Genomic DNA, 15,983 nt, shown 5'->3' with positions numbered 1-15,983 from the left:
GCCACTTGCTCCTCTTCATGATTCGCCCAACTCCGAATCGATCAGCTGGAAAATTTCGTCGGGAGTCGAGGCGTCCTGGATCCGTTTGCCCAAGCGATCCCCGGCGTCGGTGATGGTGCCGAGGATGGCACGCAAACGGTCGGCCACGCGCTGCTTTTCGCCGTCCCCGATCGTCAGCACCAGCTCATCGATTCTTTTCAATTCCTCGTCGACTCGCCCCTTCGCGTCGATATTCGCCGGCAGGGTCATGGCCACCCGGCCTGCCTGCCGGTCCCCGCCGGACAGTTCAGCCTCCAGGTATTGGGCCAGTCCCGATATCGAGCCGTAGTCCCACCCGACCGTTTCCGGCAGCCGCAGGCCGGTAGCCGCGGCCAGCCGATGACAAAGTACGACCGTCATCTGGGAGTCAAAACCCAGCTCGCAGAACGCAAGATCCCGATTGAGCGACTGCGGATCCGACTCACCCAGCATCTTGGCGGCCTCGGCGGACACCGCCTCCACCACCAACCGGTGACGCTCCTGCTGCAACGCGGCCAGGCGTTCCTTCAGTGTCACTTCGCCGGCATGCCCGGCGACGGTCCGCCCGGCAGCCAACCGGCTGTCGAGCCGCGGATCCGCGTCAGGCCCGGGCTGGACCGACGAGAGTTCCCAGATCGGTTTCGCCGGGCTCTCGGCACGAAGCGCACTCCGCAACAACTTTCCGTTGGCGGTCCGGGGAAGCCGCTCCACGACGGCGAGTCTGTGCGGCACCTTGAATGCGGACAGTCTGGTCAGCAACCCCCGGTGGATGTCTCGCATCACCGATTCATCGATGACCGCGTGGCCTGCCGGCACCAGGAATGCCTGCAGCGCCGACGCGCCGGTGGACTCCTTTACTCCCACAACCGCGACCTCAGCCACCGCGTCGTGCTCGACCACGAGTCGTTCGACTTCCCGCGGATTGACGTTGACGGCTCCGACGATTTCCGTGTCGTCCGCGCGGCAACGGTACGAAACCCAACCCTCGGCGTCGACGCGGACTGTGTCGCGGGTGTCGAGCCACCCGTCATCCTGCAGGATCGGATCGGGACAATTCCAGTAGTCGGTCGCGATCGATGGTCCGCGGACCCATAGATTTCCGTCCGCCCCGGGTTCTGCGGGTCCGCCATCCGGTCCCAGAACACGAATCTCGTAGGGCGGCAGAACCTTTCCCAGAGTTCCCGGACGCCATTCGTCGACGGTATTCGAGACAAAGGTCTGCCCCACCTCCGTCGATCCAATTCCGTCAAGAATGGGGATACCGCCGAAGAATTCGATGAGCCGCTCGGCCAGCCCCATGTCGAGGGCCTCGCCCGCTGACACGATGCACCGGAGCGTCCGAAAAGACTCGGAAGAACAGGTGTCAACGACTCTGGCAAAGAAATTCGGCACGCCGTACAGCACGGACGGCTCGAATCTCTCGCACAGCGTGGCTGCCATTTCCGCACCCACCGGCAATGGATTGATGACCGCGGAACCGCCGGTCGCAAGGGGGAACCAGACCGAATTACCCAGGCCATAGGCGAAATACATGCGTGCGGTACTCAGCCCCGTGTCGTGGGCCGTGAGCCGCAGCGCCTGGTGACACATGGCGTCAACAAATGTCAACGGGTCGGCGTGCCGATGGATGGCCGCTTTCGGCGGCCCGGTGGTACCCGACGTGTAGGTCGCGTATGCGTCAGCATCGCCTCCGAGCTGCTCGTATTCAGCGGGCTCGGCCCGCGCCGCCGCCGACAACAGCTCGGCGGCATCGACCACGCCCGGCGGGCGAAACCGGCCGCACAGCGGCCCGGAGGTGACGACGAGTGCCGGCTCGGTGTCGCGCTCCAGAAACGCGTGGTCGTCGCGATGCAATTCCGGATTCGCCAGGAACGCCATGACGCCACGAGCCAGGCACGCCAGCAATAACTGCACCAGCTCCGGTGAATCCGGAAGGCACAACAGGACGCGATCCCCGGTGCTGAGGCCGCGGTGTCGCAGCACTTGCGCAAGCCGCGCGGCGCCGTCATGGATTTGGCCATGTGTGACGATCTCCGGCGCATAGTAGGCGGGCCGGTCGTACCATCCCGCTTCCGATGCCCGCTCAGCCAGAAACCCTGCCAGGTTGCCATTCCGCATTAGTAGGTGACCGCCCTAGCGCGCCGCAGTGATGACATTCGAAAACTGGCGGCAATCGGCTTCTTCATGCGGGACATCGTGAAATACGGTGCGGAGGAAATACTCGGTGATGAGAATGATCGGCTGCCCGCCGGACAAAATGCGGTAGCGGCGCGCGACGGTTCTCCGGCGCGAATGCTGGTATCCGTCGAGAGCGAGCCAGCGGGGCGACGCTCCGACCCAGACTTTGGCCGCCTCCTTGAATGTCTCGATGTAACTGGCTGCCATAACCTCGCCAATCGGATGATCCGTCCTGGTCAATCGCGCCACGATTTCGGCGGGCAGCAGATCAATGGCGACCAACGACTCCGCGGCCACGAACACGTTCCCCGTATTCCGGCCCTTGAGCAGGATATTACGTTGCAGAACCCGGCTCTCCGCCGATTGGCCGAACTCGACCATTTTGGGTGCGGGCCGCCGAATATGTTGATTGACAATCTGCACGACAATCTCTTCGTTGGCCACCACGTTGAGAATCCGGGTCAGGGTGCCATTGGTTGCGATGAGTATCCGAAGATCGCGATCGAGGTGTCGGATCTCTTCATCAGATAGCGTGCAGTCGGTCATATTCCGTGTCTCGGGTAACGCGCAAACCCCCCTACGTGTGCCGTCATGCGGCACCGTCCACGCGGGTGAATTCCTGGTTCAGGTAACGCTCGACGCAGGTTGAACGTCGGACCTTACCGCTGGTGGTGACGGGAATCGAGCCCGGAGCCACCATAACGACATCCGCGACACGTACCCGGTGTAACCGCGATATCGCGGACGTGACGTCGCGTTTGACCGTGCGCAGCCTATCCGATGCCGCGTCGTCGGGGTGACCCCACGTCGTGACCTCGATGATGGTGACCAGCTGCTCGGTACGGTCGTCGGGTACCGCTATCGCCACCACCCGGCCGCCGGTGATCTCCTGGATCGTCGCCTCGATGTCGTCGGGATAGTGGTTGGACCCATCCACCACCAACAGGTCCTTGATACGGCCGGTGATGAACAGGTCGCCCTCGAACATGACGCCGAGGTCTCCGGTCCGCAGCCACGGACCGACCGGCGTGCCGGCCGAGGGATCGACGAGCTGTGCCCCGAAGGTCCGCTCGGTGAGTTCGGGGTTTCGCCAATAGCCCATGGCGACGTTGTCGCCCTGCACCCAAATCTCACCGACGGTTCCCTCGCGAGTCTCCGTCCTGGTGTCGGGATCGACGATCCGCACGGTAGACGCCCGCGGCGCACCGTAACTGACCAGCTTGGCGCCCTCATCGCCGTCGCTGTCGCAGCGCTTCGCCCGGCCGGCCGCCAAGTGCTGATAGTCGAAACAGACAGTCTTGGGCGGGCGTCCCGGTCCGGCGGTCGCCACGTACACCGTCGCCTCGGCGAGCCCGTACGAGGGTCGGATCGCGGTGTGGCTGAGGTTGAACTTGGCGAACCGGTCGATGAAACGCCGGACTGTGGCGGGGTTCACGCGTTCGGCGCCGGTGGCGATCGCCCGCACGTGCCCGAGATCGAGACCGGCCATGTCGTCATCGGACGTTCGCCGCACGGCCAAGTCGAAACCGAAATTCGGTGCGCTGGAAATCTGTCCACGATGTCTGCCCAGCAATTGCATCCAGCGGGCCGGCCGCTGCAGAAATGCCATTGGGCTCAGCAACACTGCGGTGTCCTGGTTGATCATCGGGAGAATGACGCCCAGCATCAAGCCCATGTCGTGATAGAACGGCAGCCACGACACCGCAGTTGACGGAACCTTTTCCGTGTCCCCGAGGTAATCGGACATCAGCTGTACGCAATTGCTGATGACGTTCTTGTGCGACAGGACAACGCCGGCCGGCGAGCGGGTCGACCCCGACGTGTACTGGATGTAGGCCGTGCCCGGACGCGCGGGCGCGGCGGGGGTCAGTTCCCGCGGCGAGTCCAGGTCCAGCGAGTCGATCGCGACGACGACCGGTTGGCGGCCCTGCGGGGCGCGCGCATGCGGCACATACTTGGCGACCTCGTCGACGGCCGACGACGTCGTCAGAATGACCGTCGGCAGGGAATCCCGCAGGGCCGCGGAAATTCGTTCGTCGTGGATGCCGAATTGCGGTACCGGCAGCGGAACGGCGATCAGACCGGCCTGCAGCGCGCCCAGGAAGGCAACGATGTATTCGAGGCCCTGCGGGGCCAAAATCGCAACCCGATCACCGCTCGAACCGAAGATCCTCAGCTCGTCCGCCACGATCGTCGCGCGCCGATTGACCTGCCACCAGGTGAGGGTTTCGGTAAAACCCTTCGGATCTACCTCATAGTCGATGAACTTGTACGCGGCACGGTTGGGGTAGTGGCTGGCAGCCTTCTGCAGCAGATCGGTAAGCGACGATTCGCTCATCGCGAATCGCGTTGCGGTCCCGTTCGGCGGTTGCACCGCTTGCGGATCCGCGATCCGTTCGGTTTGCGTTGCCACCTCGCCCCCAGCCTGAAATGACAAGTTCGTCTGCATGATCATCCTTCGGCTCTTGACGGAAGAGAGTACGGACGTTTTGCTGCCGTGTCCTTCGAATCGGAATCGGCGCATGTACGGCTCGTAGATTGCCCGGAAGCGCAATGCCACGTCGATGAGGCCCCACGACAATAACAGGTCTTGGCCACTGTGCCCGCGGCGCAGAATTAACCCGGTCGTCAGCCGCCCTTCGGCAAGCTGCCGCCCAGCTTCCTGAGTCCGCGCAGCACCTTGGCGTGCGGCAGGCTCGCCGCGACCGCCTTGCGCAGGCTGGGATTGACCAAACTGCCGTTGATCACCAGCAGGTACTCGAGGCCGTGATCGCGCCATTCCGCTACTTGCTCGACGACTTCCTCGGGGGTGCCGCTGAAGACAACCTCTTTCATGAGCGCCGGCGGGACTTTCGCCGTGTACGACAAGACCGTCTGCTCGTCCATGGTTTGGGGAATCACATCCTGGACCCCGGCGAAGTCGGCTCCCATCGGATGCTCGACACCGTGGCGGGCCCAGGCTGTACCGGGTACCCCCAGCGCGGTCATCTTCACGATGACAGAGTGCAGCGCCTCCTCGACGTCGTCGCGATCTCGGCCGGTGATCACACCGCGCACCGCCGAGGGGATGATCGACATCGGGTCACGACCGGCGTCGGACGCCGCGGTGCGCACGGCTTCGAGCGCCCTGCTGTAGTCGCCGGGACGCACCAGCACAATCGGAACCCAGGCATCGGCGTAGCGTCCGGTTGCCCGCAGCATCCGCGGACCGTGCGCGGCGACCCAGATTTCCGGCCATTTACCCCGGTATGGCGGCAGCTCGAACGCGGCGTTGTGCAGCGGAAAGTACGCCGATTCGCGCGAGACGAGCTTCCCGTTCGAATTCCACAACGCGCGTATTGTGGCCAGCGCTTCCTCAAAGCGCGCCACCGGTCTGGTCCACTCCACGCCGTAGGGCTCGTTGCCTTCACGTTCGCCGACACCGATGCCAAGGATGGCGTTGCCCCGGGTAAGCAGTTGCAGGGTCGCGGCGGCCTGGGCCGTGACCGCCGGGTTACGGCGACCGGCGTCGGTCACGCATATGCCGAGCCGCAACCGCTTGGGCCTCCCGTAGGCGAGGTTTCCCAGCATCGTCCACGGTTCGTAGTTCGCGTCGACGCTGGGCACCAGTTTCGCCGCGATTCCCAGATACTCGGGCGTCGCGATCGAGCGCGGCACCAGCCCGTTCAGATGGTCGCCCACCCAATAGGAATCGGCGCCGGTCAGCGTGGCCGCCACCATACTGGACCGTGCCAGCCAGCCGGGCCGAAACCGCGAGTGCACCAGCGAATCGACAAAGCCGAAACGAAATCCGCCCCTGCTCACTGCCCGCATTCCGCCTTGTTGATCACTGACATGCCGGGGACGCTACCTCAGCAGGCCGCTGCCGGCGGACCCGCCGGCGGACCCGCCGGCGACGTCGGACCGGCAGCGCCGGGCCAGGCAGCGGGTCGCGGCAGCGGCTCAGGGCTTAACGCGGTCGCCGCTTATCCCGCAGCGGGCTCGCTCATCTTCGGCGTCTGCCATACTGCTTGCCCATGCCCTTCAGTCCCACCCACAGCCTGCTTGCCCGCGTCGGGAGCACCCCGATCTACAAGCGAGTTTGGCGGTTCTGGTATCCGCTGATGACGCGCGGGCTCGGTGCCGACGAAATCGTGTTCATCAACTGGGCCTATGAGGAAGATCCGCCGATGGCCCTGCCCCTGGACGAATCCGACGAGCCCAACCGAGCCCACATCAATCTGTACCACCGCACCGCGACCCAGGCGGACCTGAAAGGCAAACGGGTGCTGGAGGTCAGTTGCGGCCACGGCGGCGGAGCCTCCTACCTGACACGCACCTTGCAGCCGGCCTCTTACACGGCGCTCGACTTGAACCCGGCCGGTATCAGACTGTGCCAGAAGCGACACCACCTGCCTGGTCTTGATTTCGTGCGAGGTGACGCCGAAAACCTGCCCTTCGACGACGAATCCTTCGACGTGGTTCTCAACGTCGAAGCCTCGCACTGCTATCCGCACTTCCGGCGTTTCCTCGCCGAGGTGGTGCGGGTGCTGCGGCCGGGAGGGTACTTCGCCTACGCCGACCTTCGCCCCAGCAACGAGATCCCCGACTGGGAGGCCGACCTGGCCGCCGCCGCGCTGCGGCAACTGTCACAGCGGGAGATCAACGCCGAGGTCCTGCGGGGCATCGAAAAGAATTCGCAGAAGTCACGGGAGCTGGTCGAACGCCATCTCCCGGCCTTCCTTCGTTTCGCGGGCCGGGAATACATCGGCGTGCAAGGCACCCAGCTGTCCCGCTACCTGGAAAGCGGCGACATTTCCTACCGGATGTACTGCTTCGTCAAGGACTCCGCCAAGGATTCCGCTAACGCCTGAGCGGCCAACCGCCCGGCTCGGGGCGCAGCACTGCTCGGGTAGTGTCACCCGGATGAGTCCGGCCGAACGCGAGTTCGACATCGTCGTGTATGGCGCCACCGGCTTCTCGGGCACCTTGACCGCCGAGCACCTCGCGCGCGCCGGGTCGAGCGCACGGATTGCGCTGGCCGGCCGCTCCCGCGAACGGCTGCGGGCCGTGCGGGAAAGGTTGGCCCCGACCGCCCGGGACTGGCCGTTGATCGTTGCCGACGCGTCACAACCGGCGACGCTCGAGGCAATGGCCACCCGGACCCGGGTGGTGCTGACCACCGTAGGCCCCTACACCCGCTACGGCCTACCAGTGGTGGCGGCCTGCGCCAAGGCCGGCACCGACTATGCCGACCTGACCGGCGAATTGATGTTCTGCCGCAACAGCATCGACTTGTACCACAAGCAAGCCGCCGACACCGGCGCCCGGATAGTGCTCGCCTGCGGATTCGATTCGGTGCCTTCGGATTTGAGCGTCTATCTACTGTACCGCCGGGCGATCGAAGACGACGCGGGTGAACTCTGCGACACCCACCTGGTGCTCCGCTCGTTCGCTCAACGCTGGGTCTCCGGCGGCTCGGTTGCAACGTATTCCGAGGCGATGCGCACCGCATCCAGTGACCCGGACGCACACCGGCTGGTCAACGACCCGTACACGCTGACCACCGATCGCGGCGCCGAACCCGAACTGGGTCCGCAGCCGGATTTTCCCCGCCGCCGCGGACGCGACCTGGCGCCCGAACTTGCCGGGTTCTGGACCGGCGGGTTCGTGCAGGGCCCATTCAACACCCGGATTGTCCGTCGTAGCAACGCATTACAGGACTGGGCATATGGCCGGCGGTTCCGCTACTCAGAGACTATGAGTCTGGGACGGTCGTTCGCAGCGCCAGTCGCATCCGCCGTCGTCACCGGCGCTGTCGCCGGCGCTATCGGTTTGGGCAACAGGTACTTCAGTCGACTGCCCCGCCGGTTGGTGGAGCGCATCACGCCGAAACCGGGCACCGGTCCAAGCCGCAAATCCCGGGAGCGCGGCCACTATCGATTCGAGACGTACACCACCACCACGACCGGTGCGCGCTACCTGGCGACTTTTGCGCACGATGTCGACGCCTACGAGTCGACCGCGGTGCTGCTCGGGCAGTGTGGGCTGGCGCTGGCGCTCGATCGCGACCGGCTTTCCGAACTGCTGGGTGTCCTAACCCCGGCGGCGGCAATGGGCGATGCACTGCTGGCACGCCTGCCGGGGGCCGGGATTTCGATGGGGACGACCCGGCTGAACTGACGCCGACCCGGGCCTACCGCGCCCCGCCGACCGGCTCGGGGCATCCCCAGCCCATCGTGCCGACGAGCGAGAACTCCGACAGTGTGCTCGAAAGGTCTTGGCGCAATTCGTCATTCGAGTTGGACCGACCCGGCTGATAGGCGAGGACCGACACGAAGACCTCGGCAGACGTTCGTCCCGACAGCAATCCCAGATATCCGCCGCTGCGGTCCATGACCGACGTGCTCACCCCCCAGAAACCCGTTACGGCGAAGTGGTCGGCGTCGGTTCCGTCCGGCCGGCAGGCGGCCGGATTGACCACCCCGATGTTGGATGAGACATTGCCGGCCGCCGCGCCGACCGTTCGCCGGACCAGCCACCGCGGCAACAGCGGCACCAGGGGCAGCAGCACCGACTGCTCGCTGGGGAGCTGCTGACGCCGGATCAGCGCTTTCTTTGTGGCGGCGCGGATCTGACGCAAGTCGGTCGCCGCGGAGGCGGGGTCGACGGTGATGTCGACCTTGGTGACCGCGTTGGCGCGAGTGTCACCGGCGGTGCGTTCGCTGACGGGTATGCCCACGGTGACCGACCCGTCTGCGGCGACCCGTCCCAATCGCTGGGCGAGGCGGACCGCCAAACCGGCGAGCAGGGTGTTGCTGGTCCCGCCCAGCGATTGCGCGCGGGCGTCCCATTCTTCGGCATCGACCAGGATCGTCGCTGCCGGAAACTTGACGGTCCGGTCCGCTGCGGCGAGCTGCGCGACAGATCTGGTACGTCGCGGCGCCGCCGCCTCCGGATGGCTGCGGCGATGCCGGGCCAACCGTGCCGCATCGGCCACGGTGCGGGCGATGCTGGGGATGTCTCGCACGGCTTGGCCAGCGTCTTCGCGCACGGCTTCCCACGGCCGGCGTGACCCGGCTGCCGGCCAGCTGATCTGCTCGTCGCGGCCGCAGGCCGCGTCCGCCACCGCCTCACACAGCCCGACGGCGTCGGTGAGGCAATGGGAGATGGCCAAGCTGACGCCCGCCCCGCCGCCGACGAACGGGTGCACCGCAAGTCGCCATTCGGGTCCCCGTTCGGCGTCCAGGGGCGCGCTGGCCTGCTCGTGGACCCAGGTGTCGAATTCTTCACGAGGCCGCGGCGCCGCGACGATCTCGAGGTCGGTCGGGCCGTTGGACGAAACCCAGCGATGGCGGCCGAACGGCAGGGGTGAGCATTCGATTCGGCGGGCCAACCGTCCCCGCTGCAGATGGTGATGAAACTGCCGCAGCCGCTCGATGTCGACCTCGCGGTTGTACACCCAGACACACTGCAGCACGTTGAAGGTTCCGGTCGCTCGCTCGGCGGCAAAGAACGTCTGGTCGAGTAGATCGACCACGTTGCTCATGGCGACAAGTCCCTTCGCTTCAGCCGCACTCGGTGCGAGCCGGTCCTTACCGCCCCGAACCCCCGGCACCCAACTGCATCCCCCCAATCGGGCGACGGCTGCCGCGCGGAAGCCCAAGAACCACACCATGATCAAGCGATGTGCGGGCGGCTCGGCGCCGCGTGATGCGGTATCGCCAACTCGAGGGCAAGTTCGCAACCACCTCGCGTTGCCGCGGTGTAGTCTAGCGCGCCTCACCGCTCGAGCTGCTCGACATCAACGGGGTCACCGCCTTCGCCGTTGTCGACAACAAGCCCGATCACCGGCCGCGCAGCCCTGGCGCCGGCCAAGCGAGTCAGGCCGACGGGCATGTTAGTGTCACACGGTGCATTTGTCGGACCTTGCTCGATTCATCGTGCGCAGCGCCGCCTTCGAAGTGCCGCGCCGTTTTTCCGAGCGGGACCTGAGGCACCAGTTTGTGAAACAACTCGAATTGCGTCGGGTCGATGTCGTTTTTGATGTCGGAGCCAACACGGGGCAATACGCCAAAGGCCTCCGCCGAGCGGGATACAAAGGCCGCATCGTCTCGTTCGAACCGCTATCCCGGCCGTTTACCGCTTTGGAAAGAAAAGCGGCAACCGATCCGCTTTGGCATTGCCGGCAGTGTGCGCTTGGCGATGCCGACGGGACGGTCTCGGTCAATGTCGCCGGAAACGCCGGTCAAAGCAGTTCGGTGTTGCCCATGCTGACGCGGCACCAGGAGGCCTTTCCCCCGGCCAACTATGTCGGCACCGAGGAGGCGCCGATTCACCGATTGGATTCCGTGGCGCCGGAATTTCTACGGCCGAACGGTGCGGCTTTTCTCAAGGTCGACGTGCAGGGATTTGAAAAGCAGGTGCTCGACGGTGGCAAGTCGACCGTCAATGACCAATGTGTCGGGATGCAACTCGAACTCTCCTTCGCACCGTTGTATGAAGGCGGCATGCTCATTCCGGAAGCACTCGATCTCGTGTATTCATTGGGCTTCACATTGACCGGGTTGCTGCCCTGTTTCATCGACGCGCGTAATGGTCGAATGTTGCAGGCCGACGGTATCTTCTTCCGTGATGCCAATTGACTGGAACCGCTGCGCGAGGCCGGCTTGACAGCTGCTGAAACAACGAAAGCCGCCATGGCCGCACCAATGTTTTCCATCATCGTCCCCACCCTGAACGTGGCCTCGGCGCTAGGGGTTTGCCTCGAGAGCATCGCCTACCAGACCTTCCGGGACTTCGAGCTGATACTGGTCGACGGCGGCTCGACGGATGCAACCCTCGATATCGCGAACAGCTTTGCCCCCAACTTCGGCGCGCGCCTGGTCGTCCGTTCCGGCACCGACCGCGGGGTCTACGACGCGATGAACCGCGGCGTGAGCCTGGCTACCGGGACGTGGTTGCTCTTTCTTGGCGCCGACGACGCGCTGTACGAGGCGGACACCCTGGCACGGGTGGCCGCCTTCATCGGCGAACATGAGCACAGCGATCTGGTGTACGGCGACGTGATTATGCGCTCAACCAAATTCCGCTACGGTGGCGCCTTCGACCTCGATCGCCTGCTGTTCAAGCGCAACATCTGTCATCAGTCGATCTTTTACCGCCGTGAGCTCTTCAGCGGCATCGGCCCCTACAACCTGCGCTACCGGTCGCTGGCGGACTGGGACTTCAATATCCGCTGCTTCTCCAACCCCGCACTCGTCACCCGGCACATGGACGTCGTCGTCGCCCGCTTCAACGAGTTGGGCGGACTCAGTAATACCTTCGTAGACAAGGCTTTTCTCAAGCGGCTGCCGATCACCACCAGATTCGGCATCAGGCTGGTCATCATTGCGGCGCGCTGGTGGATGAAGTGGCGCGCTCGCGGTGACTGAGTCCGGCCAAAACCAAGCAAAAGCCATGCCCTGTAGCCCCAAGGTGATTCGACCAGACATCGCCGCGACCGGCATCACAACGTCGGATAGGGCAGCGGCTCAGAGTATTTCGCGATAGATCCGGGCCGTCTCCGCTGCGTTCTTGTCCCAGGAGAACATCGGGAGCCGTGCATAGCCACGCTCGCGCAGATCGGCGCGCAGGCTCTCCGTCGTCACCACGCGTTCCAGAACCGTACGCAGCTCCTCGGGGTTATCCGGATCGAAGAAGACGCCGGCATCCCCGACCACCTCTGGAATTCCGCCCGCATTGCTGCACACGACCGGGCAGCCCTGGCTCATCGCTTCGAGCGGGGGGATCCCGAAACCCTCGTACTGCGAGGGATAGACGAATGCGGCGGCTGTCCGGTAGCGCGCCGCCAGCTCCTCGTCAGACCCGGATTCGAAGCGCACCCGGTCGGTGACTCCCAACCGGCTGATCTCTTTCTGCTCGTCACGCAGGAAGGGGGGGCCGCCGAAGGCGATCAACTCGAAATCCCGCAATACCGGCGAACTGCTGTAGGCGCGCAGCAACGTGGCGAAGTTCTTGTATCCCCCACGACGCCCGACGTAAAGCAGCGAGGGCCTGCGCCCGCCGCTGTCGACAGTCGTGGTGTTCGCCTGCAAGGGCAGCGAACAGGCAAGGTGCACAACGCTGGTGCGGGCCGGGTCGATGCCGTAGAGACGCACCAGGTCGTCGCGTGCGCTTTCGGAGACGCAGATCACATGGTCGGCGCGGTTGACAGACGCGCGTTTGGCGGCGATCGCGAGTTTAGCCATGGGCGGCTTGAACAGCTCGTGGATCATGTCGAAGATGGTCACAACCCGGCGACGCGCCTTACCGACGGGCTTGAAGGGGTGCCAGGTCTCGTGCAGGATGTCCGCGTCCGACTTCGACCACGCGAATGGTGCCGCTAACTGGTTCGCGAGTTCGACAAGGACCGGTGCGCCTTTGAAGGTGAACGGCACATACTTGCCATGAGTGAAGCCGCGGGCGGACTCAGCCGCTAGATAGGCGTTCATATAGAAAGGTGCGACGACGGACACCTCCGACACCGTGTCGGCAGGTAGGCGGCTCGCCAGCTCGAAAAAATACCGCGACACACCGCCGTACCGCTGGATGGCGAAGATTTGGTGATCGAATGCGACTTTCATAAGCGCTCGGCGCCCACCATTGCCTTGACGACAGCGCTCATCCGGCACAGCACAAGCATCAAACCTCCTGGATATCTCCCGCGGCATCGTCAAGCCCGGAAGAAGGACAATCAGAAGGTACGCCACGGTCGCCGCGATGAACGAGCCAACCCACCCGGCCGCGGCGCCCCCCGGCTTCACGATGCCGGCCGCGTCGTCGAGGTGCGGCCTATCGATCACGAAAAATCTTCTGCCCTAAGGCATATCGTTATCGCACCGGCTCCCGATGCGAGCCGCCGACACCCTCGAACCGGGCCGACATCGGTGCGGAAGGTGACCACCGGGTGCCGTCGCCGGTTTGTCTGTCGCAGCTACCGCCTGCACGTGACTGCGCTGCGTCAAGGCTGCGCGACCCGGGGCTCTCTGCGGCAAAGGCAGACGCACCCCAAAGGTCGGTTACCATCTGCGGGTGGATCTGGACGCAAAACAATGAGCTATCGCCAGTTGTTCAGGCAACTCGCACTGGAACTCTCCTACCGTACGGTTCGTCACTGGTTCGGCACGCGCACCGTCATCCGCGACGTGCAAGGCGTTTCACTGGCGATGCCGTGGTATCACCGGCTTCCGGACTACGCCCGCCTGTTCCCCACCTACGGTCAGAATCTGATCGACCTGGCCGTCGGCCTCGCCGCGACCGACAAGCCGTTGGGCGTCATCGACGTCGGAGCCAATATCGGTGACTCCGCCAGGCAACTCCTCGCCAAAGTCGACGCCCGCATCCTCTGCATCGAGGGGGACCCCGAGTACCTGCCGTACCTGGAGCGCAACGTCGGGTCGGACGACCGCTGCGTGATCGAGTTCGGCCTGCTGCTCACCGACGCTGCCAAAGCCTCCGGTCTCGGCGCGGTCCGAAAGGGCGGCGACACCCGCTTCGCCCAGGGCGGCAGCGGCGGGGCGGCCGCCGCGCTGACCGTGGCCGAGCTGCCGAACCGTCACCCCGAACTGCCGCCGATCAGGCTGGTCAAATCGGACACGGAAGGCTACGACACGATTCTGGTCCCGGCGCTCGCGCGAGCCTACGCGGATACCCGGCCGGTGCTGTTCTTCGAGTATTACCCGGAACTGATCCGGATGGCCGGGGCGCCGGACCCGACCGTGGTGTGGGGGCAGCTGCAGACCGCCGGGTACTCGTGTGTGGGCATCTGGGACAACTTCGGCAGGCCGGTACAGGCTCTGTCGATCGATGAGGTGCCGGCCATGGCCGCGGTGCTGGACAGGCGGTACGCCGAACGCGGATATCACTACTGGGACGTCGCGGTCGTGCACGACGACGACCGCGCGGGCCGGGCCGTGCTGGACCGGCTCTTCGCCTCCCACCGGTGAGGAATAGCCACAGTCACCGCCGTTGCCGGCAGGCACCGTCCTCACCGGCAGGGTTCTCATCGGCGACTGCCGTACCAAGCCCTTTCCGCGTCCTTCCCGCGTCCTGGGCCCGCGTCAGGTGCTAGCGTCGGTCCGTGTCTCGACAGGTCCGGATCGGCATCCTGGGCGCCGCCCGTATCGCCCCCTTGGCGCTCGTCAAACCCGCCAAGGGAAATACCGAGGTGGTGGTGGCCGCGGTGGCCGCACGCGATGCATCGCGTGCTCAGGCCTTCGCCGCCAAGCACGACATTGCCCGGGTACATGACAGTTACGACGCGCTGATCAGCGACCCGGACCTCGACGCCGTCTACAACCCCTTGCCGAACAGCCTGCATGGTCGGTGGACCCGGGCGGCCTTGGCCGCCGGCAAGCACGTGCTGTGCGAGAAGCCCTTCACCGCCAACGCCGCCGAAGCGCGCGAAATCGCCGAATTGGCCGCGAATTCCGGTCGCGTGGTGATGGAGGCATTCCACTATCGCTATCACCCGCTGACGCTGCGCGTTGAGGAGATCATCGCCTCGGGCGAACTGGGCAAGCTCACCCGGGTGGAGGGCAACCTGTGCTTCCCGCTGCCCAAGTTCTCCGACATCCGCTATAACTACTCGCTGGCCGGCGGCGCGACGATGGACGCCGGGTGCTATGCGGTCCACATGGTCCGCACCTTCGGCGGTTCGACACCGGAAGTGGTCTCCGCGCAGGCGAAACTGCGCGATTCGCAGATCGACCGCGCCATGACGGCCGAGGTGCGGTTCGCCGACGGACACACCGGCCGGGTGCGCTGCTCGATGTGGTCGACCGATCTGATACAGATCAGTGCTCGCGTCGTCGGAGACAAAGGCGAACTGCGTGTGCTCAACCCGGTGTTGCCACACTCTTACCATCGGCTCTCGGTTCGATCGGCCGACGGAAAACGGGTGGAGCGGTTCCCCCGCCGCGCCTCCTACGCGTATCAGCTCGACGCGTTCGCCGGCGCGGTGCTGCGCGGCGAACCGGTGAAGACCACCCCCGAAGACGCGATCGAGAACATGACGGTCATCGACGCGATCTACCGTGCTGCCGGCCTCCCGCTGCGCAAGCCGACCTGAACGCTCATCCGGGGCGGCTCAGCAGGGTGCATCTACTATCCCGTGATGCCTACCCTGCACCCTTCCGCATCAGGCTCTCATGATCCGCCCACGTCCGAGAACCCAGCACCACCCGCGGCAATAAGTAAAGGGCGCTCGCGACAGGTAGCCAGGTAAGAATTCGCAGCGCGATCGGATTGATTTTCTGTCGGGTCCAAATGTGCAGAATGCCGGAGCTGTAAAAATGCATACCGAAGCGCTTTCCGATGAGTTCCAGCGTCGGTCTTTGATAGAAGGTAATGTGCTGCCCGGTGGCGAACGTGTAGTACCACCACGCCTCCGGCGCCGGCGGCTCACCGGCGAAGAGTTCCGTCGTAAAAATAATGGTGTCGGTGCCCGTATTTTCAAGCAGCTCCGCGACGAATGCGATTGGATCAGCGAGATGCTCCATCACTTCGAAGGCGGTGACTGCCGTGTAACGGCCGCCGCCCGGATGCATATCGGCTTCGAAGCCCCGTGCGGTCAGATTGGGGCAGTGCTTGTCCGTCCAGTAATAGTCGAAACCGACATCTCGCATCAAGCGGGTGAAAATGCCGTAACCCCCGGCGACATCGAGAAACCGGCCACGACGATCAAACAGAACGAGGAGAACCGCCGACGTCAACCGCGCCAGGTAGTTGTTCCGAAAAACAAGGCCGGTATCAGCAGATGTCACCGG

Annotated in this window: 13 protein-coding genes; 6 read left to right on the top strand and 7 right to left on the bottom strand. The window is 64.8% G+C overall.

The window, feature by feature from the left end:
• Nucleotides 1-15 precede the first annotated feature (15 nt).
• From EET10_RS08985 to EET10_RS08970, 4 genes are all read right to left on the bottom strand, one after another.
• Nucleotides 16-2,136 carry a p-hydroxybenzoic acid--AMP ligase FadD22 gene (locus EET10_RS08985; RefSeq protein ID WP_063467821.1) on the bottom strand — a complete coding sequence of 707 codons (2,121 nt, stop codon included), beginning with the start codon at nucleotides 2,134-2,136 and terminating at the stop codon, nucleotides 16-18.
• A gap of 15 nt (nucleotides 2,137-2,151) precedes the next feature.
• Nucleotides 2,152-2,742 carry a chorismate--pyruvate lyase family protein gene (locus tag EET10_RS08980; RefSeq protein WP_036405981.1) on the bottom strand — a complete coding sequence of 197 codons (591 nt, stop codon included), beginning with the start codon at nucleotides 2,740-2,742 and terminating at the stop codon, nucleotides 2,152-2,154.
• A gap of 43 nt (nucleotides 2,743-2,785) precedes the next feature.
• Complete coding sequence (locus tag EET10_RS08975; RefSeq protein WP_099188714.1) at nucleotides 2,786-4,534, bottom strand: AMP-binding protein; 1,749 nt, start codon at nucleotides 4,532-4,534, stop codon at nucleotides 2,786-2,788.
• 290 nt (nucleotides 4,535-4,824) lie between these two features.
• Nucleotides 4,825-6,000 (bottom strand): LLM class flavin-dependent oxidoreductase, encoded by a 1,176-nt coding sequence (locus EET10_RS08970; protein WP_246013623.1) that lies wholly within the window; start codon nucleotides 5,998-6,000, stop codon nucleotides 4,825-4,827.
• 212 nt (nucleotides 6,001-6,212) lie between these two features.
• Between EET10_RS08970 and EET10_RS08965 the strand changes: the two genes are divergently transcribed.
• Nucleotides 6,213-7,049, top strand: coding sequence for a phthiotriol/phenolphthiotriol dimycocerosates methyltransferase (locus EET10_RS08965; protein ID WP_036405982.1), 837 nt, complete (start codon nucleotides 6,213-6,215; stop codon nucleotides 7,047-7,049).
• Between the two features lie 52 nt (nucleotides 7,050-7,101).
• A complete protein-coding gene (locus EET10_RS08960; RefSeq protein WP_036405984.1) occupies nucleotides 7,102-8,358 on the top strand; it encodes a saccharopine dehydrogenase family protein in 1,257 nt (418 codons plus the stop codon).
• A gap of 13 nt (nucleotides 8,359-8,371) precedes the next feature.
• Here the strand turns inward: EET10_RS08960 and EET10_RS08955 are convergent, their stop codons facing one another.
• Complete coding sequence (locus EET10_RS08955) at nucleotides 8,372-9,724, bottom strand: condensation domain-containing protein (RefSeq protein WP_036406082.1); 1,353 nt, start codon at nucleotides 9,722-9,724, stop codon at nucleotides 8,372-8,374.
• A 364-nt stretch (nucleotides 9,725-10,088) separates the two neighbouring features.
• On the opposite strand from EET10_RS08955, the gene EET10_RS08950 reads away from it, so the two are divergent.
• Nucleotides 10,089-10,820 carry an FkbM family methyltransferase gene (locus EET10_RS08950; RefSeq protein ID WP_051490714.1) on the top strand — a complete coding sequence of 244 codons (732 nt, stop codon included), beginning with the start codon at nucleotides 10,089-10,091 and terminating at the stop codon, nucleotides 10,818-10,820.
• A 54-nt stretch (nucleotides 10,821-10,874) separates the two neighbouring features.
• Nucleotides 10,875-11,609, top strand: coding sequence for a glycosyltransferase family 2 protein (locus tag EET10_RS08945; protein ID WP_036405986.1), 735 nt, complete (start codon nucleotides 10,875-10,877; stop codon nucleotides 11,607-11,609).
• Nucleotides 11,610-11,708: 99 nt separating this feature from the next.
• On the opposite strand, the gene EET10_RS08940 is transcribed toward EET10_RS08945, so the two are convergent.
• Entirely contained in the window at nucleotides 11,709-12,800 is a 1,092-nt protein-coding gene (locus EET10_RS08940) for a glycosyltransferase family 4 protein (RefSeq protein ID WP_063467824.1), read from the bottom strand.
• A 468-nt stretch (nucleotides 12,801-13,268) separates the two neighbouring features.
• On the opposite strand from EET10_RS08940, the gene EET10_RS08935 reads away from it, so the two are divergent.
• On the top strand, nucleotides 13,269-14,162 hold the full coding sequence (locus tag EET10_RS08935) for an FkbM family methyltransferase (RefSeq protein ID WP_036405988.1): 894 nt from the start codon (nucleotides 13,269-13,271) through the stop codon (nucleotides 14,160-14,162).
• Between the two features lie 134 nt (nucleotides 14,163-14,296).
• Complete coding sequence (locus EET10_RS08930) at nucleotides 14,297-15,286, top strand: Gfo/Idh/MocA family protein (protein WP_036405990.1); 990 nt, start codon at nucleotides 14,297-14,299, stop codon at nucleotides 15,284-15,286.
• A gap of 49 nt (nucleotides 15,287-15,335) precedes the next feature.
• Here the strand turns inward: EET10_RS08930 and EET10_RS08925 are convergent, their stop codons facing one another.
• A complete protein-coding gene (locus tag EET10_RS08925; RefSeq protein ID WP_051490715.1) occupies nucleotides 15,336-15,980 on the bottom strand; it encodes a class I SAM-dependent methyltransferase in 645 nt (214 codons plus the stop codon).
• Nucleotides 15,981-15,983 lie beyond the last annotated feature (3 nt).

It is taken from the genome of Mycobacterium pseudokansasii, from assembly GCF_900566075.1.
Lineage (GTDB): Bacteria > Actinomycetota > Actinomycetes > Mycobacteriales > Mycobacteriaceae > Mycobacterium > Mycobacterium pseudokansasii.
The sequence above is the reverse complement of the archived record's forward strand: the minus strand, read 5'-3'. Positions and strand labels throughout refer to the sequence as shown.